Raw genomic sequence first — 19,845 nt, 5'->3', positions numbered from 1 at the left:
GGGAGGAACCATGAAGCACCTGCGCACCGTCGACGACGTCATGACGCACGCCGTGATCTCGGTCGATCGCGGAGCACGGTTCAAGGACGTCGTGGAGACCATGCGGCAATGGCGGATCAGTGCGGTGCCGGTGCTCTCCCAGGAAGGACGGGTCGCCGGGGTGGTCTCCGAAGCCGACCTGCTGCTCAAGGCGCAAGGCGCGGACGAGTCCCGCGCCGTCACCGCCGGCGACCTGATGACCGTACCGGCCGTCACGGTGCCGAAGGACGCCACCATCGCCGGCGCCGCACGTCTGATGGCACGCGGCCACCTCAAGCGGCTCCCCGTCGTCGATGACGACGGCCGCCTCGTGGGCGTGGTCAGTCGGGGCGATCTACTGAAGATCTACCTGCGCCCCGACGCCGACATCGCCGAGGAGCTCCGCGAGATGATCATGGCGGAGCTCATTCCCGTCGGCTCCGCCCTGGTGAACGTCCACGTGGCCGACGGCATCGTCCACCTGAACGGCTCCGTCCCGGACCAGTCCCTGACGGACGTGCTGGTGCGCGTCGCCCGCACGGTCCCGGGAGTCGTGGACGTCACGGCGCACTTCGACGCCGACGACGTACCCGCCTGAGGGAGGACGAGCATGAGACACCGCAGCGTCGCCGACCTGATGACCCCGACCGCCGTCAGCGTCCAGCCCGGTACCACGTTCAAGGAGATCGCCCGGCTCCTCGACGAGTTCGACATCACGGCCGTGCCCGTCGTGGACGAGTCGGAGCGTCCCGTGGGCGTCGTCTCCGAAGCCGACCTGCTCCGCAGACGCGGTAGCGGCAACGGTACGACCACCGCGGCCGGCCTCATGAGCAGCCCCGCCGTCACCGCCGCCCCGCAGTGGAGCGTCGTCCGGGCCGCACGCGTCATGCGCAAGCACATGGTCAAGCGACTGCCCGTGGTGGACGACACCGGCCGGCTGATCGGAATCCTGAGCCGCAGCGACCTGATCCAGCTCTTCCTGCGGCGGGACCGTGCGATCCAGGAAGAGATCCTCGAAGACGTCCTGGTCCACACGCTCCGGCTCAGTCCGTCGGCGCTGTCCGTCGAGGTCAACGACGGCGTGGTGACCCTCAGCGGCACGGTGAGCCGGCGCAGTCTCATCATCATCGTCCTTCGGCTGTGCCAGAGCGTCGACGGAGTGGTGGACGTCATCGATCGGCTCACCTACGAGGAGGACGACATGTCGGTCGGCGTGCCGAAGGTCACCGAACGGTAGGAAGGGACCGTGAGACATCGAGAGGCACGCGAGCCGATGACCCGAGGAGTCGTCCTCGTCTCCCAGAGCACCCTTTCCCAGCACATCGTCCGGACACCCGCGCACGGTCGACGAGGCCGTCACGCCGTAGGAGCTGAGGCAGCATGACCGGTCGTATTGCCGTCGGCCTCGACGGATCGGCGGAGAGCCTCGCGGCAGCCCATTGGGCCGCGCGGGAGGCGCTCCTGCACGGCGTTCCGCTCGACCTCGTGCACAGCGAGGAATGGTCGTCGTCGCGGGACATCTCCCCCGTCACGAGCGCCGAAATGCGCTCGCAGTGGGCGGCTTCGCTGCTGCGCGACACCGCTGACGAGCTGCGGGAACGCCATCCCGGGCTGGACGTCGCCACCCGTTCGCTCGACGAACGGCCGGCCGCGTCCCTGGCCGCCGTCGCGGCCAGCGCGGACATGCTCGTCCTCGGCTCCCGGGGCCTCGGCACCCTCGCGGGGTTCGTCCTCGGCTCCGTCGGCATGGCGGTCATCCACATGACGGAACGCCCCGTCGTGCTGGTGCGCGCCGGCGAGGACGCCGGTGCGCACGCCCAGGGCAGCCACCGGCACCGCGAGGTGCTCGTGGGCGTCGACACCGACACCCCCTGCGACGCGCTCCTGGCCTTCGCCTTCGAGGAGGCGTCCCGGCGGTCCTGCACCCTTCGCGCCGTGCACAGCTGGACGCTGCCGCCGCTCGCGGGATACGGGGCGGCGTACGACCCGCGCGTTCACGCGCAACTCGACCTCAGCGCACGCGCCGCCCTGGACGACGTACTGAAACCCTGGCGCGCGGCGTACCCGACCGTGGACGTGGCCGCACACACGGCCGTCGGCCGTGCGGCGGGACAGCTGCTGGAGAGCGGGTCAGAAGCCGGCCTCATCGTCGTCGGCCGCCGCATCCGCCGGTCCTCGCTCGGCGCGCACATCGGACCGGTCACCCATGCGGTCCTCCACCACGCGAAGGCACCCGTGGCCGTCATCGCGCACGCCTAGGCACGCGTGGCGGGTGGGCGCCCAGCGCAGCCGGTCATCCGGCAGCCGGTCATCCGGAGGCGCAGATCGCCTCGACGAAGTGCCCCACCTCCTCGTCGGACAGGTGGCGGGCGAGGTCCGCCTCGCTGATCATGCCGACGAGACGGTGGTCGGCGATCACGGGCACACGGCGGATCCGGTGCTCCTGCATCGTCCGCAGCACCTGGGTCATGTCGGCATCCGCGTCGACCGTGACGGGCTTGCCCTGCGCGAGCTGGCCCGCCGTCATGTGGTGCGGGTCCTTCCCCTTGGCCAGGCACTTCAGCACGATGTCGCGGTCCGTGATGATGCCGTGCAGGCGGTCGTCGGGGCCGCAGATCGGCAGGGCGCCGACGTCCAACTCGCTCATCCGGCGCGCCGCGTCCATGAGCGTCTCGGTCTCCTGTACGCAGGTGGCGCCGGCGTGCATGATGTTCCGCGCAGTGGTCATGGTCTTCTCCTCGCCTCGGCCGGCCCCGGAGCGCGATCCGCCCGACGCCGGGCTCCCCCGTCCAGTCTGGTCCCCGGCCGCCGCCCTCGCCCGGTGGCCGGGGAGCCGGATGCGGACCACCGCGACCGGGCCGATCATGGGGGCATGGCTACTCCGCGCCACGACGACCGTTTCGATGCGTCCCGAGCGCTTGCCCGGCGCCGGGGCTGGCCGGGAGACCGGCTGGTGCAGTCCCTGGCGCAGGCCCGAAAGGAGCAGGCGTCCGCTCCCGCGCACTGGGCCCCGCAGGTGGCCGACCGGTTCGGCCTGCCGCACGCCGCGGCGCTCGGGCCCGCCACCTACTACGCGGACCTGACGGCCCCGCACGGCCGCCGTCACGTACGCGTCTGCTCCGCCACGGCGTGCTTCGCCGCGCTCGGCGGGCGCCACGTCGATGCCGTGGAACAGGAACTGGGCGTGCGCGCGGGGTGCGTCACCCCCGACGCTGCGACATCTCTGCAAGCCGTCCGGTGCCTCGGCTACTGCTACGCCGCCCCCGCAGCCCTGGACGGCACCGTGCCGTGCACCGGTGCCTCGCTCGCCGCACAGCTGGCTGGCCGGGAACCGCCCGCCGCTCCCGAGATCCCCGCGTCCGACCGTACCGGCGACCCCGTGCTGCTGGTGGCCGGGACGCCGGACGAAACCGCGTGGCAGGTGTGGCCGCGGACCGTTGCCCGCGCCAGCGCCGACGAGGTGTACGGGGAGGTCGCGGCGTCCGGTCTTCGAGGACGCGGCGGGGCCGGCTTCCGGGTCGCCGCCAAATGGGGGGCGGTCCGACGGGCCCCGGGTCCGGACAGGGTCGTGGTGGCCAACGGGGACGAGGGGGATCCCGGTTCATTCGCCGACCGTCTGCTCCTGGAACGGTACCCGGAGCGCGTGTTGGAGGGCCTGGCTCTGGCCTGCTTCGCGTGCGGGGCGGGTCGAGGGCTGGTGTTGGTGCGCTCCGAGTACCCGCGTGCGCTGGATTCGGTGCGCAGGGCCGTGGCGCGGGCCTACGAGGACGGACACCTCGGAGCCGCCGTGCACGGTACGGCGACCGCGCTGGACGTCGACGTGGTGAGCGGATCCGGATCGTACGTGGCCGGCGAGGAGACCGCGCTCATCGCGGGCCTGGAGGGCGGTCGCGGGTGCGCCCGGGTCAGGCCGCCGTACCCCACGGAGCGGGGCGTGTGGGACCGGCCGACGGTGGTCAACAACGTGGAGACGCTGGCGGCGATCCCTTGGATCGTCAGCCGGGGCGGCGCCGCGTACGCCCGGCGCGGTACCGCCTCGGAGACCGGCACCAAGCTCGTCAGCCTGTCCGAACGCTTCGCCCGCCCCGGTGCGTACGAAGTCGAGATCGGAACGTCCGTGGAACACATCGTGACCGAGCTGGGCGGCGGGCTGAAGGGCGGCGCGGAGCTGGCGGTCCTCCAAATCGGCGGACCGCTCGGCGGGTTCCTGTCCGCCGACTCCTTGGACGTCCCCCTCACCGAGGCCGACCTGGCGGCCCGCGGGGCGGCGCTCGGGCACGCCGGGCTCGTGGCCCTGGACCGCAGTGTCGATCCGGTCGAGGTGCTGCGGCACTTCTGGGAGTTCGCGGCTGCCGAGAGCTGCGGGGCGTGTTCGCCCTGCCGGGTGGGCGCGCGCCGGGGGCGGGAGCTCGCCACGGCGGGGTCCGCGCCCGGACAGGAGTGGGCGCGGTTGTCGCGCGTCATGGAGCAGGCGAGTCTCTGCGCGTTCGGCCGCCGGCTGCCGGCGGCGGTCGGGAGCCTCGCGCGGGCGTACGGGGGCCGGCTGCCGGGGTGGGACGCGTGATCCGGGTCGAGGTCGACGGCGTGGGCGTCGACGTGCCCGAGGGGGCGTCGGTGCTGTCCGCGGTCGCAGCAGCGGGCGTACGGCTCCCCGCGCTCTGTGCGGACGACCGGCTCAGCCCTGCGGGTTCCTGCCGTACCTGCATGGTGCGGTCGGACGGACGGCTCGTGGCCGCCTGCGTCACTGCGGTCACCGCCGGCGCGTCGGTGGAAACGGCCGCGGACGACCTGACGCAGCTGCGGCGGGGGGCGGTGGAGGTCATCGTGTCCGCCCTCCCGCCGCGCTCCCTGGCAGCGGGCAACCCGTCCGAGCTCGCGCACGTCTGCCGGTCCCTGGGAATCGGGCCGGAGAGTGCGCACGGCTCGGGCGGCCGGGACGCGGACACGTCGCACCCGTACGTCCAGCTGGACGCCGACCTGTGCATCGCCTGCGGCCGGTGCGTGCGCATGTGCTCCGACGTGCAGGGCACGTTCGCCCTGACCCTGGTCGGCCGCGGGGCGGACACCGTCGTCGCCCCCGGTACCGGAGGGGCCTGGGCGGGGTCGGACTGCGTGTCCTGCGGCGGCTGCGTCGACACCTGCCCGACGGGTGCGCTCACCCAGCCCGGTGCGGGCCGCGGGCTGACCTCGGGCGCGGCCCCCGACGGTGCCACCCGTACGACGTGCGGGTACTGCGGCGTCGGGTGCTCCCTCGACGTCGTCGTGCGCGACGGGGAGGTCGCAGCGGTACTGCCGGCCCGGGACGGGCCGGTCAACCGCGGGCACGCGTGCGTGAAGGGTCGCTTCGCCTACGGGTACCGCGTCTCCCCCGACCGCCTCACCCGTCCCCTGCTGCGCCGCGGGGGCCGCCTGGAACCGGTCGACTGGGACACCGCCGTCGGGCACGTGGCCGACCGCCTGTCGCAGGCCCTCGCGACGGGTGGCCCCGACGCCGTGGCCGCCATCTCTTCGGCCCGGGCCACCAACGAAGAGAACTACCTCTTCCAGAAGTTCATGCGCACCGTCATCGGGACGAACAACGTCGACAACTGCTCCCGGCTCTGCCACGCCCCCTCGGCAGCAGGCCTCGTCGCCTCCTTCGGTCTGTCCGGCGGAACCGACTCCTTCGACGACGTGGAGCAGGCCGACTGTCTGCTGGTGGTCGGCGCCAATCCGGTGGAGGCCCATCCGGTGGTGGGGGCGCGGCTGCTCCAACGCGCGCTGAAGGGCGCCGATCTGATCGTCGCCGACCCACGGGCCGTGGGTCTGGCCCTGCACGCAGACATCCATCTACGGCCGCGCCCGGGGACGAACGTGGCACTGTTCCACGGACTGGCCCACGTGCTGATCGCCGAGGGCCTGGTCGACTCCCCCTTCCTGCGCGACCGGGCCCGCGGCCTGCCCGAACTCACCGACCTGTTGGCCGACTACCCGCCCGATCGGGTGGCCGCCATCACCGGCGTTCCGGTCGCGGACCTGATCGGCGCCGCCCGTCTCTACGGGCGGGCCGCACGGCCGGCGATCGTCTACGGCTTGGGGGTGACGGAGCACCTGCACGGCACCGACGGCGTCCGCTCGCTCGCCAACCTGGCCATCCTCCGCGGCGCCGTCGGCACGGAGCGCGGCTTCGGCGTCAACCCGCTGCGCGGCCAGAACAACGTGCAGGGAGCCTCCGACATGGGGGCCCTGCCGGATCTGCTGCCCGGCTACGGAAAGGTCACCGACCCGGTGGCCCGCGCACGTGCGGAGGGTGTCTGGAACGTGCCGGTCCCGGCACGTCCCGGCCTGCGCATCCCGGAGATGTTCGCAGCAGCCCGGTCGGGGGCCCTACAGGCCCTGTGGGTCATGGGCGAGGACGTGTGCGCCACGGACCCGGACACGCAGAACGTGGCCCGGGCACTGGACGCCTGCCCGTTCGTCGTCGTCAGTGAGCTGTTCCCGTCGGAAACGGCCGAGCGCGCGGACGTCGTGCTCCCCGCGGCGTCCTGGCTGGAGAAGGACGGCACCTTCGTCAACTTCGACCGCCGGTTCCAGCGCGTCCGACCGGCCGTGGGGCCGCCCGGCGAGGCCCGCAGCGACTTCGCAGCCGTACAGGCCGTGGCCACTGCGATGGGCGGCGACCTCGGCTGTGCGACCCCGTCCGACGCACTGGCCGAGTGCGCGCGAGTGGCCCCGCTGTTCGCCGGGATCTCCCACGCACGTCTGGAGCGGGACGGGGCCGTCGCCTGGCCCTGTCCGGATGCGGCCGGTCCGGGCACGCCGAAGTTGTACCGGGAACGCTTCGCCACCGCGGACGGCCTCGCCCACCTGGCGGCCGTGGCGTACCTCCCACCGGGTGAAGTGCCGGACGCGGACTACCCGTTGATCCTGGTCACGGGCCGCAGCTGGGCCCACTACAACTCCGGCAGCATGACCCGGCGGGGTGACAACCTCGACCTGGACTCCGTCGGTCACCTCGACATCCATCCCGACGACGCCGCGCACCACGGTGTCCGCGACGGCCGGCCCGTCACCGTGCACAGTCGTCACGGGCAGGCCCGCCTGGTGGCCCGCGTCGGCCCGAGCACCTCCCCCGGTCAGGTCTTCTGCACCTTCCACTTCCCGGCCAGCGGGGTGAACCGGCTGACTTCCGGCCACGTCGACACCGCCACGTCCTGTCCCGAGTACAAGGTGACGGCGGTACGTCTGGCCGATGGAGCCGAATGAGCGGACAGGGCCGGTCGGGCCCGTGCGGGACCGACCGGCCCCTCAACAGGAAAGCTCCCTCGGGGCCAGTCTGGCGGAGGGGGCGCAAGTCGCGTCACAGAAGGAGTTGTGGAGCATGACGAGCCGAGTAACCGTGGGCCTGGACGGGTCTTCCCAGAGCGCTGCCGCCGCCCGCTGGGCGGCCCGCGAGGCCGAGCTGCGCAGTGCGTCCCTGGACCTGGTGCACGCCGAGGAGTGGCTCGATGATCCCCTCTTCCCGGCCGCGACCACCGAGGAACGCCAGCGCTGGGCCGAAGGCGTGCTGCACGACATCGCCGCCGAACTCCGCCGCGATCACCCGGCGCTGGAGATCGCCACGCGCCGGGTGGGTGGGCTGCCCTCCTTGGCCCTCGCGTCCGCCGCCAAGGATTCCGACATGCTCGTGCTCGGCTCCCGGGGGCTCGGTAGCGTCGCCGGCTTCCTCGTGGGATCCACCGGCTCGGCCACCATCGCCGAGAGCGAGCGCCCGGTCGTGCTCGTACGGTCCGCGGGCCGTACGGAGGAAACCCCGTCGGACAGCGTCCCCGAGCGGGGGCCGGTCGTGGCCGGGCTGGACGTCGGCCGGCCCTGTGACAGGCTCCTCGCCTTCGCCTTCGAAGAGGCCGCCCGTCGCGACGGACGGCTGATCGTCGTCCACGGATGGTCCCTGCCACCGATCCTCAGCTACGCGCCGGCGCTCGACCCCGGGGTGTACGCGGAGATGGAACACGGCATCGACACGGCGCTGGACGAGATCCTGAGCCCGTGGCGCGAGAAGTTCCCTTCGGTGACCGTCGAACCACGCCTGACCATCGGCCAGGCGGCGATCCAGATCCTCGACGCCGCCTCCGGTGCGGCCCTCGTGGTCGTCGGCCGGCGCATCCGCCACACCGCACTCGGCACCCACATCGGCCCCATCACACACGCGGTGATGCACCACGCGACCTCTCCGGTCGCCGTGGTCGCCCACGACTGAGCGCGACGGCGGTCACGGACCGGCAGCCGCGTGACCTCAACTCCGAACGGCCCCTAGGAGGCCTCCATGTCCAGCCACCCCGTGTACGGCTTGAGGGAGGCTTCGAGCGACGGCGCACCGACGGCCTGCATGTCTCCGTAGGCCGCTCGCTTCAGCTGGTCCGCCAGGTTCTCCATGGCCCGTGCGACGGCGAGTTCGTCGCCGATCTCCGGCACGTCCTCGTCCTGGGGAGCGCACCGGGCCGTGCCGTGGCCGGTGAGCTTGTTCGCGCCGGTGTCCAGTTCCAGGCGGGCCTTCGTGGTGTGGGCGTCGTCCTCGAAGAGGTAGAGACGAACCTTCCATTCAGCGGTGTGTGACATGACGTTTCCTCCGTTGGGTTCTTCAGGCCTTCGAACTGTGGTTCCTGCGACGGACCCACCGCCGCAGTTCGTCGGTGCCCCAGACGAGGACCGGGAAGGTCGCGATGAGGGCGACGACGTCGAGCGGCAGGGCTGCCGTACCGAAGAGGCCTTGGAGCGGCGGCGCGTAGACGAGTGCGGCGGTGAAGGCGAGCTCGAAGGCGATGCCCGCCAGGAGCAGCGGGTTGGTGAACAGTCCGATGTCGCGCAGGGCCGCGTGGTCGGTGCGGGCGGCGAAGGCGGTGCCGATCTGGCAGGTGACGATGCCGGCGAAGGTGGCGGTCGTCGCGGTGATGTACGCGTGGTGCAGGGGGCTGCCCTTACCGGTGGCGTCGCCCGGGTGCCAGCCGGCTCGCCACAGCACGTAGAAGAACGCGCCCATGACCAGGACCGCGGAGACGGCGCCGAGGTAGCCCCAGCTGCGGATGAGCATGTCGCGGGAGATGACGCTCTGGCTACTGGGCCGGGGTGGACGGTTCATCGTTCCGGGCTCGGCCCGTTCGCGGCCGAGGGCGAGTGCGGGAAGGGTCTCGGTGCCGAGGTCGATGGCGAGGATCTGGAGGACCGTCAGCGGCAACGGGATGGCGCCGGCCGACAGCGCGAAGACCAGGAAGGGGACCACCTCGGGGGTGAGGTGGGCGAAGATGTAGACGATGAACTTGCGGACGTTGTCGTAGACGCGGCGGCCGGACTCGATCGCGGCAACGATGGTGGCGAAGTTGTCGTCGGTCAGCACCATGGTGGCGGCCTCGCGCGCCACGTCCGTGCCGGAGAGGCCCATCGCCACGCCGATGTGGGCGCGGTGCAGCGCCGGGGCGTCGTTGACCCCGTCACCGGTCATGGCGATGATCTGCCCGTGGGCCCGCAGGGCGTCGGCCACCTTCAGCTTCGTCTCCGGCGAGGAACGGGCGAAGACGACCTCCGCGTCGCCGTCCGCGAGGAGCCGGTCCAGTTCGTGGTCGCCGATCGACTCGGACTCCGCGACGACGGCCAGCCGCGGCACGCCGATGCCGACCGCGCGGGCCACGGCGGCAGCGGTCGCGCCGTTGTCTCCGGTCACGATGTGCACGAGGAGACCGGCCTGGTGACAGCGCCGTACGGCGTCGGCGACCTCGGGACGCGGCGGGTCGTACAGGCCCACCAGCCCCAGCAGGCGCAGCCCCGTCTCCGCGTCCTGCCGCCGGGCCGGCGGTTCGGACCCGCTCGGCAGCTCGCGTACGGCGACGGCCAGGACGCGCATGCCGTCGCGCGCGAGTCCTTCCGCCGCGGTCGCGGCCACCTCGGTATCCCCGTCCGACAGGCAGCGGAGTACAGATTCGGGCGCGCCCTTGACGATGACGCGCAGGCCGCCCGCCTCGTCGGCCTGGACCACCGACATCAGGCGCAGCCTCGGATCGAACCGGAAGACGGCCCGGCGCCCGGCGTCCCGGCCGTCGAGGTCCACGGGCGCCGTAGGGGCCCCGGCACCCTCCACGAGGGCGGTTTCCGTCGGGTCTCCGTGCAGCTCACCCTGCTCGTCCCGGGAGACCATGGTGCACAGGGCGCCGGCCCGTAGCAGTGCTTCTGTCCAGGGGCCGGTTTCCGTCCCGTGCTCCGGAGTCCACACGGCTTGGAGCCGCATCCGGTTCTGCGTGAGCGTGCCCGTCTTGTCGGTGCAGATGACGTTGGTGGATCCCAGGGTCTCCACGGCGCTCAGCCGTTTGATCACCGCGCCCTGCCGGGCGAGGACGCGCACGCCGACGGCGAGGGCGAGGGTGATGGTCGGCAGCAGGCCCTCGGGCACGTTCGCGACGAGGAGTCCGATGGCGAACATCAGCGAGTCGGTCAGCGGCAGCCCCACGACCACGCCCAGGAGCAGGAACACCACGCCCATCGCGACCGCGACGCCGGCGATGAGCCACGCGACCTTCTTGACCTGCCTCTCCAGGGGGCTCGGGTCACGCAGGGTGCGCTGGCTCAGGGCGGCGATGCGGCCGAGCTCGGTGTGGTCGCCGGTGGCGAACACGATCGCCCGTGCCTGGCCCTCCGTGCAGGTGGTGCCGCTGAAGACGAGGTTCGGCTCCTGCAGCATCGTGGCGCCGCGGAGTCCGGGGCCGGCGACGCGTTCGGCGGGGGTGGACTCGCCGGTCAGCATCGACAGGTCGACCTCGATGCCTCCGTCGGTCAGTCGTGCGTCGGCGGGGACCTTGGCGCCCTCCTCCAGCACGATCAGGTCGCCCGGGACCAGTTCACGGGCCTCCACGGCCGACGGGCGGCCGTCGCGGATCACCAGGGCGTGCTCGGGCAGGTACCGGGCGAGGGTCTCCACCGCCTGTTCGGCCTGCCGTTCCTGGAGGAGCGCAAACGCCGCGTTGACGAGGACCACGGCGACGATGGCCCAGCCGAGCACCGGAATGTCGGCCACGAACGCCAGCGCCGCCGCTGCCCAGAGCAGCAGGGCGAGCGGGTGCACGAGTTGCCTCACGAGCTCGCGCCACAGCGACGGGCGCGCCTTGCGGCGGACTTCGTTCGGGCCGTAGACGGCGAGGCGCCGGGCGGCTTCCCGGGCGGACAGGCCGCTCGGGCCGGTGTGGAGCTCACGGCGCAGCAGCGGCAGCGGCTCCAGCGGGTCCGGGCTCAGGAGCGGCTCCTGACCGGCCTCCCGGGGGGTGGTGGCGGCCTCGGTCATCCGTTGGCTCCCGGTCCTCGGCGCGTCCGACCGGACCAGCGCGGCTCCACGCACTCCCATTCACGGTCCCACTGCACGAGGCTGCGTGCCTCGACGCTGCGCAGCCTCAGCCAGACGAGGCCCCCGGCGGCCAGGACGACCACGCCGAAGGCACCCGCCCCGGTGGCCACGGCCGTGGAGGCGAGTTCACCGCTGGCACGGGGTGCCGGCGCCACCTGGCCCGCGTCGTCGACCCAGACCTTGACCGTCCCGCCCACGGGTGTGCCGGCGGGAACCGCGACCGAGTTGGTGTGCCGGTGGGAGGCGGGGTACTCCCAGGTGGTCCGCGCCATCGCCAGCGGGGTGCTGTTGAACCGCAGGGGGAGCGCGCGGTCCGCCTCGCCGACCGTCGTCGCGGACACCTGGTGCCGGTGCAGCGCCTCGGCCTGGGCCGTACGGCTCTCGGCCTGCCAGACGGCCAGCCCGACGGCGATCGCGCACAGCACGGCCACGAGGGGGGACAGCGCCAGGACGGCGAGCCAATGGCCGCGTATGCGGTCGGCCGATCGCCGCAGTTCGTTCGTACGGCGATCGAGGAGTCGGTGCAGCGGACCTCTCTTCACGGTCAGTGATCGTGCGGGCCCGGATCCGGGCGAGTCGGCCTCGAACATGTCGCGCCTCCGCGCTGTGACGCTGCCGAGCCGCTCACCGGGAAGCGGCGAGCTCGGCGCTGATGTGATGAGCCCAGGTCTGGATCCGCTCGGGGTTGCGGAAGTCGCCGCCCTTGCCCTTGCGGACCATGGCCCGGGCGATGAGTCCCGGCGTACTGGCGGTGATGCTGCCGCCGAAGGTGACGTGCTCCCGTGCGCCGAGCCGCTCCATCTGCCGTGCCACCGCCGGCACGGGCGCGATGTCGTGCTGCTCGGCGGAGCTGTCGACGGGGCCGCTGCTGAACAGCCAGACCGGGCGGTGCTTCAGGGAGTCCGCATTGCGTTCGGCGCAACGCTTCGCCTTGCCGCTCCAGTGCCCTGCGTACAGAGCGCCGCCGAGCACCACGGCGTCGTATCCGCGTACGTCGTCCACGTCGTCGGCGGGGAGCACCACGGCGTCGAGGCCGTCCTCGCGCAGCGACCTTCCGATCTGCTCCGCGATGCCGGCGGTGGCGCCGTGCTTGCTGCCGTAGGCGACCAGTACCCGCTTCGAGGTCATGGCCCTCCTCCTTCGATCGGTCCCGCAGGGCAGGTGCCGGATGCCTTCACTGTCCGCCCGACACGGCTTCGGCGCATCGGACCATCAGGTCCCGGATGGGGCCGTTCGGCCCTCTCCCGCCGGCGGGCGGGCGGGAATCCGATGCGCCTCCGCGGCACCGTTCAAGCCGTGGCGTCGGCCCGCAGGGCCAGGGCGATCCCGTCTGCCCAGGCGTCGATCTCACGCCCGTCCACGTAGTCGCCGTAGCGGCATCCCAGGAGTCGGAACAGGAACCGGCCGGTACGGCTGAGGTGCTCGGGCCGGATCACACCGGAGAAGCGGTGGTGATCGCGCGGCCGGAGCAGTCGCTCGATCTCGACCAGCGGCCGTTGCTGCCCCCTGGCGGCGAGCCGGCGCAGGGGACCGGGCAGCGCGGCCGTCATGCCCACGCTGAACATCCACACCGGCACGCCGACGAGGGCCCGCTGCTCGGCCCGGACGAACGCGACGGCAGGGGCGAGCCACGATCCGTCGTGGACGGCGCTGCCCACGATGCAGGCGGCGTGGCGCGTGACGTCGGGTCGCGGAGCTTCCTGCGGGGAGAGCCGGCGCACCTCGACGCTGTGGTCCGCTGCGCGCAGCCGGGCCGCGATGCGCTCGGTGATCTCCCGGGTCGATCCGTGCTCGGTGGCGTAACAGACCAGGACGCTCATGGGACACCCCTCTGATTCACTGCGGCCGGGCCGACCGTTTCCTTGAAGGAGAACGCCGGCGCCGCGCTCCGGCCAGGGCCGCACGGGGCAATCGGGGGCCCGATGGGCCCGTGCGGCCCCGGCCCGCGCCGTTCAGGCTGGGGACATGTCCGAGGTGACGACCACCGACCTGTACGAGGTGACCATGGCCGTGTCGTACCTGCGAGAGGGTATGCGCGGGCCGGCCACCTTCAGCCTCTTCGTCCGGGAGCTGCCACCGGGGCGGGGTTTCCTCGTCGCGGCCGGCCTGGAGCCGGCTCTGGACTACCTCGCACGCTTCCGGATCGAAGCGGACGACGTGGCGGACTTCGCCGCTGCGCTGCACCGACCGCCCGCGGAGCTGACCCCGCTGTTGGGCCTCCGCTTCGACGGGGAGGTCCGTGCCGTCCCCGAGGGCCGTCTCGTCTTCGCCGGCGAGCCGCTGCTGGAGGTCACTGCTCCCCTGCCCCAGGCCCAGCTGGTCGAGACGTACCTGCTCACGCAGCTGTGCCACCAGACCGCGGTCGCCTCGAAGGCGGCGCGCTGCATGATCGCGGCGCAGGGGCGGTCGGTGGTGGACTTCTCCCTGCGGCGCAACCACGGTCCTCAGGCCGGGTGGCAGGCCGCCCGGCTCGGTGCTCTGGTCGGTTTCGCCGGCACCAGCAACGTGGCCGCCGCCACCGCACTGGGCATCCCCGCATCGGGCACCATGGCGCACTCCTACATCGAGTCCTTCGCCTGTGAGGAGGACGCCTTCCGGGCGTTCGCCCGCGCCCACCCGGGGCCCCTGACCTTCCTCGTCGACACCTACGACACGGAGCGCGGCGTGGAGACCGCCGCCCGGGTGTTCGCCGACCTGCGGCGGGGGCCGGGTTGCGGCATCCGTCTCGACAGCGGCGACCTGGGCGCGCTCGCCCACCGGTCCCGGGCCCAGCTCGACGCCGCGGGGCTGACGGACGTACGGATCATCGCGAGCGGCGGCCTGGACGAGTACGCCGTCACCGAGCTCGTCCACGACGGGGCTCCGATCGACGTGTTCGCGGTCGGCACGCGCGTGGGCGTCGCCGCCGACGCCCCGTACCTCGACGCCGCCTACAAGCTGGTGCAGTACGACGGAAGGCCGGTGATGAAGCTGTCCTCCGCGAAGGTCACCGCACCCGCCCCCAAGCAGGTGTACCGGAGCCCCGGCGGTCGCGATGTGATCGCGTTGCAGGAGGAAGAGCCTCCCGAGGGCGCCGTACCGCTGTTGCACACGGTGATGCGGGCCGGGCGCCGCACCGGACCGCCCGACTCGCTCGCCGCCGCCCGGGCACGCTTCGAGGCAGACCTCGCCGAACTACCCGCGGCGGCACGGCGCGTCCACGCTCCAGAGGCTCCCGTTCCGGAAACCTCCCCGGGACTGCGGTCCCTGACCGCCGCGGTGCGCGGCCGTCTCGAAGCGGACTTCGCCGCCGGCACCGGTACGCGGGCCCGAGAGCGACGCCCCTGAGCGGGGGGCGGGCCCGCGCCGCGTGCGGTGCGGTGCGGGGCGGGCTGAGGCCCCAGGCGCCGACGGGCACCCTGCGCGGGCGGCTCACTTCCGCTCTGCCGCGCGGGCGCGCCGCCGCACGACCGTAGCCGAGAACACCCCGGCGCCGGCGGCGGTGGCGGCAAGGAGGGCGAAGCCCCATGCGTAGTCGTCCGTGATGCTCTTGACCAGACCCATCACCAGAGGGGGGAAGAACCCGCCGAGGCCGCCGGCGGCTCCGACGACGCCGGTGACCGCCCCGACCCGCTCCGGTGTCACCAGGCGGGCGACGAGCGCGAAGACGGCGCCCGATCCCGCGCCCAGAGCGGCGGCCATCCCGAGGAAGACGACCGTACCGAGCGGGATCAAGGGCGCCTCAAACATCGCGACGAGCGCGCACGCACACACCACCGTGTACGTCACGACGAGCACGGGGACGGGGTGCGCCCGGTCGGAGAGCCATCCGCCGACCGGGCGCATGGCGACGGCCAGGACGACGAACCCCGCGGTGCGCAACGCGGCGTCGGAGCGACCGAGGTCGTAGGCGGTGGTGAGGTAGGTGGGCAGGTAGACGCTGAAGGCGACGAAGCCGCCGAAGGACATGGCGTAGAGGAAGGCCAGGAGCCAGGTGATGGGCAGCCGCAGCGTGGCCGCGGTCCGCGCGAGCATCGACCCCGTGGTGACGGCCCGACCCGGTTTGTCCTGCAGCAGCATGCGGGCGGCCAGGGCGTACACGGCCAGGGCGGCGGCCACCAGGTCGAAGGGGAAGCTCCGCCCGACGGCGTCGGCCAACTGGACGGTGGTGAACGAGGACAGTGCGGTGCCACCGGTACCGACGCCGAAGATTCCCAGGGCGAGGCCGCGCCGCTCGGGCGGGTACCAGGCGTTGACGAACGGAACGCCGATGGCGAAGGTCGTGCCGCCCAGCCCCAGGAAGAACCCGCCCGCGAGCACTTCTGCGAAGGAGTCGGCCAGGTGTCCCAGGTACAGCACGGGCAGGACCGTCAGGGCCGCCACGACGGGGAACATCCGGCGGGCCCCCCAGCGGTCGGTGAGGGCGCCGACCGGGATGCGGCCCAGCGAGCCCACGATGACCGGCACGGCCACGACGAGGGACTGCTCGAAGGAGCTGAGGTCCAGCTCGTCGCGGAGCGCCGGCCCGAGCGGCGCCAACAGTGCCCACGCCCAGAAGCAGAGCGTGAATCCGATCGTGGCCAGGGCCAACATCCGTGCGGGCTGCCGCGAATCCTGCACAGGAGCCGTTCGGCCGTCACCGTCACTCATCACCGCTCACCGCCTTCTGGTCGTCGCTTCGTGTCGGGGCGCCGTAGCCGCCTCCCCCTGGGGTCTCCACCACGAGGACGTCGCCGATGTCCACGTCGACGGAGGCGCAACCCGCCATCGGGAGGACGGTTCCGTCGGCCCGCTCCACGCGGCCTGCGCCCAGGGCGCCGGGGGCGCCACCGGCCATGCCGTAGGGCGGGACCCTGCGGTGCCCGGAGAGCAGGCTCACCGTCATCGGTTCGCGGAAGCGGATCCTGCGCACGGTGCCGTCGCCGCCGTGCCACCGGCCTCCGCCGCCGCTGCCGGTGCGTACGGAGAACTCCTCCAGCAGCACCGGAAGGCGCCATTCGAGCACCTCGGGGTCGGTGAGCCTGGAGTTGGTCATATGGGTCTGCACCGCCGACGCCCCGTTGAACCCCGGGCCTGCACCGGAACCGGAGGCGATGGTTTCGTAGTACTGGCACCGGTCGTTGCCGAAGGTGAGGTTGTTCATGGTGCCGCTGCCCTCGGCCTGCGCGCCCAGGGCTGCGTAGAGTGCCCCCGTGATCGCCTGCGAGGTCTCGACGTTCCCGGCGACGATCGCCGCGGGGTGGACCGGCGCGAGCATCGACCCGGCCGGGACGATGATGCGCAGCGGCCTGAGGCATCCGTCGTTGAGCGGGATGTCCTCGGCGAGCAACGTCCTGAAGACGTAGAGGACGGCCGCGTTCACCACCGCCGTGGGCGCGTTGAAGTTGGTCGCCAGCTGCGCCGACGTTCCGGTGAAGTCGATCGTCGCCGACCGTTGTTCGCGGTCCACGGTGATGCGTACGCATACGACGGCGCCCGAATCCATCTCGTAGCGGTACGCGCCGTCGGCGAGCGCCACGACCGTCCGGCGGACGGCTTCCTCGGCATGGTCCTGGACGTGACGCATGTACGCCCGGACCACGTCCAGACCGAAATGGCCGATCATCTTGCCGACTTCCTCGACGCCCTTGCGGTTGGCGGCGATCTGGGCCCGCAGGTCGGCGAGGTTGGTCGCCGGGTCCCGCGACGGGTAGGGCGCCCGTGTCAGGAGCCGCAGCGTCTCGGCCTCCCGGAGCCTGCCGTCCTCGACCAGCAGCCAGTTGTCGAAGAGGACTCCCTCCTCATCGATCTCGTGGCTGTTCGCCGGCATGGATCCCGGTGTCAGGCCGCCGATCTCCGCGTGGTGACCGCGGGAGGCGACGAAGAAGAGGATCTCCGCGCCCGGCGCGCCGTCCCGCTCGTCGAAGACCGGGGTCACCACGGTGACGTCGGGCAGGTGGGTGCCGCCGTGGTACGGATCGTTGACCGCGTACGCGTCGCCGGGGCGCATCGCACCGGAGCGGCGGCGTACCACCTCCCTGACGGCGGTGCCCATCGAACCCAAGTGCACGGGAATGTGCGGCGCATTGGCGACGAGGTTTCCGTCCGGATCGAACAGGGCGCAGGAGAAGTCGAGTCGTTCCTTGATGTTGACGGACTGGGCGGTCGACTCCAGGCGGCCCCCCATCTGCTCGGCGATCGACACAAAGAGGCTGTTGAAGATCTCCAGCATGACGGGGTCGGCCCTGGTCTCGACGTCGGCTCCCCCGGACCCGGCGACCCGGTCGAGGCGCAGATGCCCGGTGGTGGTCGCGGTCGCCCGCCAGCCGGGGTCGACGACGGTGGTGGCGTTGGCCTCGACGATGACGGCCGGACCGGTCACGACCGTCCCCGGGCGCAGGTGGTCGCGCTGCCACAGGGGGACCTCCCGCCATGTTCCACCGGTGTGGAGGGGGACGGTGTCCGGTGCTGCGGCGCCGGTGCCGACGGCGGTGGCAGCGGCGGTCGCAGCGGCCGGGGCGGGCTCCGCAAGGCGGCCGAGATCGGGTTGCGGGGTGAGCCCCGTCGCTTCCACCGAGAGGGCTTCGACGATCACGGGGCGGTCCAGGAGGAACGAGTACGTCGCCCGGTGGCTCTCCTCGAACGCCCCGGTCATGGTGGTGGGGTCGGCCAGCGGCACCGTGACCGTCGTGTCGGTGCCGTCGTACCGCAACCGTGCCCGCCGCGTCACCCGGATGCGGTCGGCGGGGACGTCCTCGTCGTGGAGTACGGTGCGGGCCGCGGTTTCCAGGGCGCCCGCCACCGCTTGGATCCGGTGCATGCTCGGCTCTTCGAGGGGCAGTTCCACGGACTGCTCGCGCAGGGTGGTGGTGTCGGCGAGTCCGATGCCGAGCGCGGAGAGCACTCCGGCCATGGGCGGTACGAGGACGGTGCGGATGCCGAGGGAGTCGGCGACGGCGCACGCGTGCTGGCCGCCGGCGCCGCCGAAGGAGGTCAGGGCGTAGCCGGTGACGTCGTGCCCCCGCTGTACGGAGATCCGTTTGACCGCTGCCGCCATGTTGGCCACCGCCACCTCCAGATAGCCTTCGGCCACCTGCTCCGGCAGGCGTCGGTCGCCGGTCTGCTCGTGGATGTTCGCCGCGAGTTCGGTGAAGCGCCGTCGCACGACCTCGTGGTCCAGTGGCTGGTCGCCGTCGGGGCCGAAGACGTGCGGGAAGTGGGCCGGTTGGACGCGGCCGAGCATCACGTTGGCGTCGGTCAGGGTCAGCGGGCCCCCCGCGCGGTAGCTGGCGGGGCCGGGGTCCGCTCCGGCCGAATCGGGTCCCACGCGGTAGCGGATGCCGTCGAAGTGCAGGACGGACCCGCCGCCCGCCGCGACGGTGTGGATGTCGAGCATCGGCGCCTGGAGCCGGACTCCGGCCACATGGGCGGTGGACACCCGCTCGTAGGTGCCGGCGAAGTGGGACACGTCGGTGGAGGTGCCGCCCATGTCGAAGCCGATGACCTTCTCGAAACCGGCCAGCTGTGACATGCGCGCCATGCCGACGATGCCGCCGGCCGGACCGGACAGGACTGCGTCCTTGCCGCGGAAGTGACCCGCCTCGGCCAGACCGCCGTTGGACTGCATGAACATCAGCCGTACGCCGTGGAGCTCCCCGGCCACCTCGTGCACGTAGCGGCGCAGGACGGGCGAGAGGTAGGAGTCGACGACGGCGGTGTCCCCGCGCGGGACCAGTTTCATCAGCGGACTGACCTCGCTGGACAGCGAGACCTGCGGAAAACCGATCCGCCGGGCCAGGGCGCCGATCGCCCGCTCGTGCGCGGGGTGCAGGCTGCTGTGCATGCAGACGACCGCCAGGGCGCGGACGCCGTCGGCGTACGCGCGCCCCAACTCGGCGGCGAGGCCCTCCAGGTCGGGCGGGACCAGTACGGCGCCGTCGGCGGCCACACGCTCGGACACCTCGATCACCCGTTCGTACAGGGCCTCGGGGAGGACGATCTCCCGGTCGAAGATCCCGGGGCGGTTCTGGTAGCCGATGCGCAGGGCGTCCCGGAAGCCGCGCGTGATCACGAGCGCGGTCGGCTCACCGGTGCGCTCCAGCAGGGCGTTGGTCGCCACCGTGGTGCCCATCCGCACCGCATCGATCGCGCCGCCGGGAATCCCCTCGTGCTCCGGGACACCGAGCAGCGCTCGGATTCCCGCGACGGCCGCGTCGCGGTAGCGGGCCGGATTCTCCGAAAGGAGCTTGCGGGTCAGCAGCCCGCCGTCCGGGGACCGGGCCACGATGTCGGTGAAGGTACCTCCTCGGTCGACCCAGAACTGCCATCCGAGATCGGTACTGGCGGCCATGTCGCGCTTCCCTTTCCTGTCCACGACCGACCGCGGGCAGGTTCCCAGCATCACCCACCGGGTACGCCCGGTGACCGTCCGACTCGCCCGACGGGAGATCCGTACCCCGACCGGACCGCCCCGGCCGGGTTGCCGCCGATCCATGGCCCGGCCC

At 72.5% G+C, this 19,845-nt stretch carries 15 protein-coding genes; 7 read left to right on the top strand and 8 right to left on the bottom strand.

Annotated features, from left to right (window positions below):
• The first annotated feature begins 10 nt into the window (after positions 1-10).
• The 3 genes from ABZZ20_RS01510 to ABZZ20_RS01500 all read left to right on the top strand — a co-directional run bounded on the left by ABZZ20_RS01510 (position 11) and on the right by ABZZ20_RS01500 (position 2,277).
• The gene (locus ABZZ20_RS01510; RefSeq protein WP_356865536.1) at positions 11-616 is read left to right on the top strand and encodes a CBS domain-containing protein; all 606 of its coding nucleotides are present in this window, start codon (positions 11-13) and stop codon (positions 614-616) included.
• 12 nt (positions 617-628) lie between these two features.
• On the top strand, positions 629-1,255 hold the full coding sequence (locus ABZZ20_RS01505; RefSeq protein WP_356865534.1) for a CBS domain-containing protein: 627 nt from the start codon (positions 629-631) through the stop codon (positions 1,253-1,255).
• 143 nt (positions 1,256-1,398) lie between these two features.
• Complete coding sequence (locus tag ABZZ20_RS01500; RefSeq protein ID WP_356865532.1) at positions 1,399-2,277, top strand: universal stress protein; 879 nt, start codon at positions 1,399-1,401, stop codon at positions 2,275-2,277.
• A 49-nt stretch (positions 2,278-2,326) separates the two neighbouring features.
• On the opposite strand, the gene ABZZ20_RS01495 is transcribed toward ABZZ20_RS01500, so the two are convergent.
• Positions 2,327-2,746, bottom strand: coding sequence for a CBS domain-containing protein (locus ABZZ20_RS01495; RefSeq protein ID WP_356865530.1), 420 nt, complete (start codon positions 2,744-2,746; stop codon positions 2,327-2,329).
• A gap of 144 nt (positions 2,747-2,890) precedes the next feature.
• Between ABZZ20_RS01495 and ABZZ20_RS01490 the strand changes: the two genes are divergently transcribed.
• From ABZZ20_RS01490 to ABZZ20_RS01480, 3 genes are all read left to right on the top strand, one after another.
• Positions 2,891-4,582, top strand: coding sequence for an NAD(P)H-dependent oxidoreductase subunit E (locus tag ABZZ20_RS01490; protein ID WP_356865528.1), 1,692 nt, complete (start codon positions 2,891-2,893; stop codon positions 4,580-4,582).
• Positions 4,579-7,263, top strand: coding sequence for a formate dehydrogenase subunit alpha (fdhF, locus tag ABZZ20_RS01485; protein ID WP_356865526.1), 2,685 nt, complete (start codon positions 4,579-4,581; stop codon positions 7,261-7,263). Before ABZZ20_RS01490 ends, fdhF begins: the two co-directional genes overlap by 4 nt.
• 115 nt (positions 7,264-7,378) lie before the next feature.
• Entirely contained in the window at positions 7,379-8,257 is an 879-nt protein-coding gene (locus ABZZ20_RS01480) for a universal stress protein (RefSeq protein ID WP_356865524.1), read from the top strand.
• 53 nt (positions 8,258-8,310) lie between these two features.
• On the opposite strand, the gene ABZZ20_RS01475 is transcribed toward ABZZ20_RS01480, so the two are convergent.
• The 5 genes from ABZZ20_RS01475 to ABZZ20_RS01455 all read right to left on the bottom strand — a co-directional run bounded on the left by ABZZ20_RS01475 (position 8,311) and on the right by ABZZ20_RS01455 (position 13,203).
• On the bottom strand, positions 8,311-8,616 hold the full coding sequence (locus tag ABZZ20_RS01475) for a DUF1876 domain-containing protein (protein ID WP_356865522.1): 306 nt from the start codon (positions 8,614-8,616) through the stop codon (positions 8,311-8,313).
• A 22-nt stretch (positions 8,617-8,638) separates the two neighbouring features.
• A complete protein-coding gene (locus ABZZ20_RS01470; RefSeq protein ID WP_356865520.1) occupies positions 8,639-11,323 on the bottom strand; it encodes a cation-transporting P-type ATPase in 2,685 nt (894 codons plus the stop codon).
• The gene (locus ABZZ20_RS01465) at positions 11,320-11,925 is read right to left on the bottom strand and encodes a hypothetical protein (RefSeq protein ID WP_356865518.1); all 606 of its coding nucleotides are present in this window, start codon (positions 11,923-11,925) and stop codon (positions 11,320-11,322) included. The genes ABZZ20_RS01470 and ABZZ20_RS01465 overlap by 4 nt, the downstream gene beginning before the upstream one ends.
• 82 nt (positions 11,926-12,007) lie before the next feature.
• Positions 12,008-12,511 carry a flavodoxin domain-containing protein gene (locus ABZZ20_RS01460; protein WP_356865516.1) on the bottom strand — a complete coding sequence of 168 codons (504 nt, stop codon included), beginning with the start codon at positions 12,509-12,511 and terminating at the stop codon, positions 12,008-12,010.
• Positions 12,512-12,672: 161 nt separating this feature from the next.
• Positions 12,673-13,203, bottom strand: coding sequence for a flavodoxin domain-containing protein (locus ABZZ20_RS01455; protein ID WP_356865514.1), 531 nt, complete (start codon positions 13,201-13,203; stop codon positions 12,673-12,675).
• 145 nt (positions 13,204-13,348) lie between these two features.
• On the opposite strand from ABZZ20_RS01455, the gene ABZZ20_RS01450 reads away from it, so the two are divergent.
• Positions 13,349-14,710 (top strand): nicotinate phosphoribosyltransferase, encoded by a 1,362-nt coding sequence (locus ABZZ20_RS01450; RefSeq protein WP_356865512.1) that lies wholly within the window; start codon positions 13,349-13,351, stop codon positions 14,708-14,710.
• Between the two features lie 84 nt (positions 14,711-14,794).
• Here ABZZ20_RS01450 and ABZZ20_RS01445 read toward each other — a convergent pair whose 3' ends face one another.
• Together ABZZ20_RS01445 and ABZZ20_RS01440 are read right to left on the bottom strand one after the other, a co-directional pair.
• On the bottom strand, positions 14,795-15,955 hold the full coding sequence (locus tag ABZZ20_RS01445; RefSeq protein ID WP_356865510.1) for an MFS transporter: 1,161 nt from the start codon (positions 15,953-15,955) through the stop codon (positions 14,795-14,797).
• Between the two features lie 49 nt (positions 15,956-16,004).
• Positions 16,005-19,691 (bottom strand): hydantoinase B/oxoprolinase family protein, encoded by a 3,687-nt coding sequence (locus ABZZ20_RS01440; protein WP_356865508.1) that lies wholly within the window; start codon positions 19,689-19,691, stop codon positions 16,005-16,007.
• Positions 19,692-19,845: the final 154 nt, after the last annotated feature.

Origin of the sequence: Streptomyces sp. NPDC006430 (genome assembly GCF_040612395.1) — a bacterium.
Classification (GTDB): Bacteria; Actinomycetota; Actinomycetes; order Streptomycetales; family Streptomycetaceae; genus Streptomyces.
The sequence above is the reverse complement of the archived record's forward strand: the minus strand, read 5'-3'. Positions and strand labels throughout refer to the sequence as shown.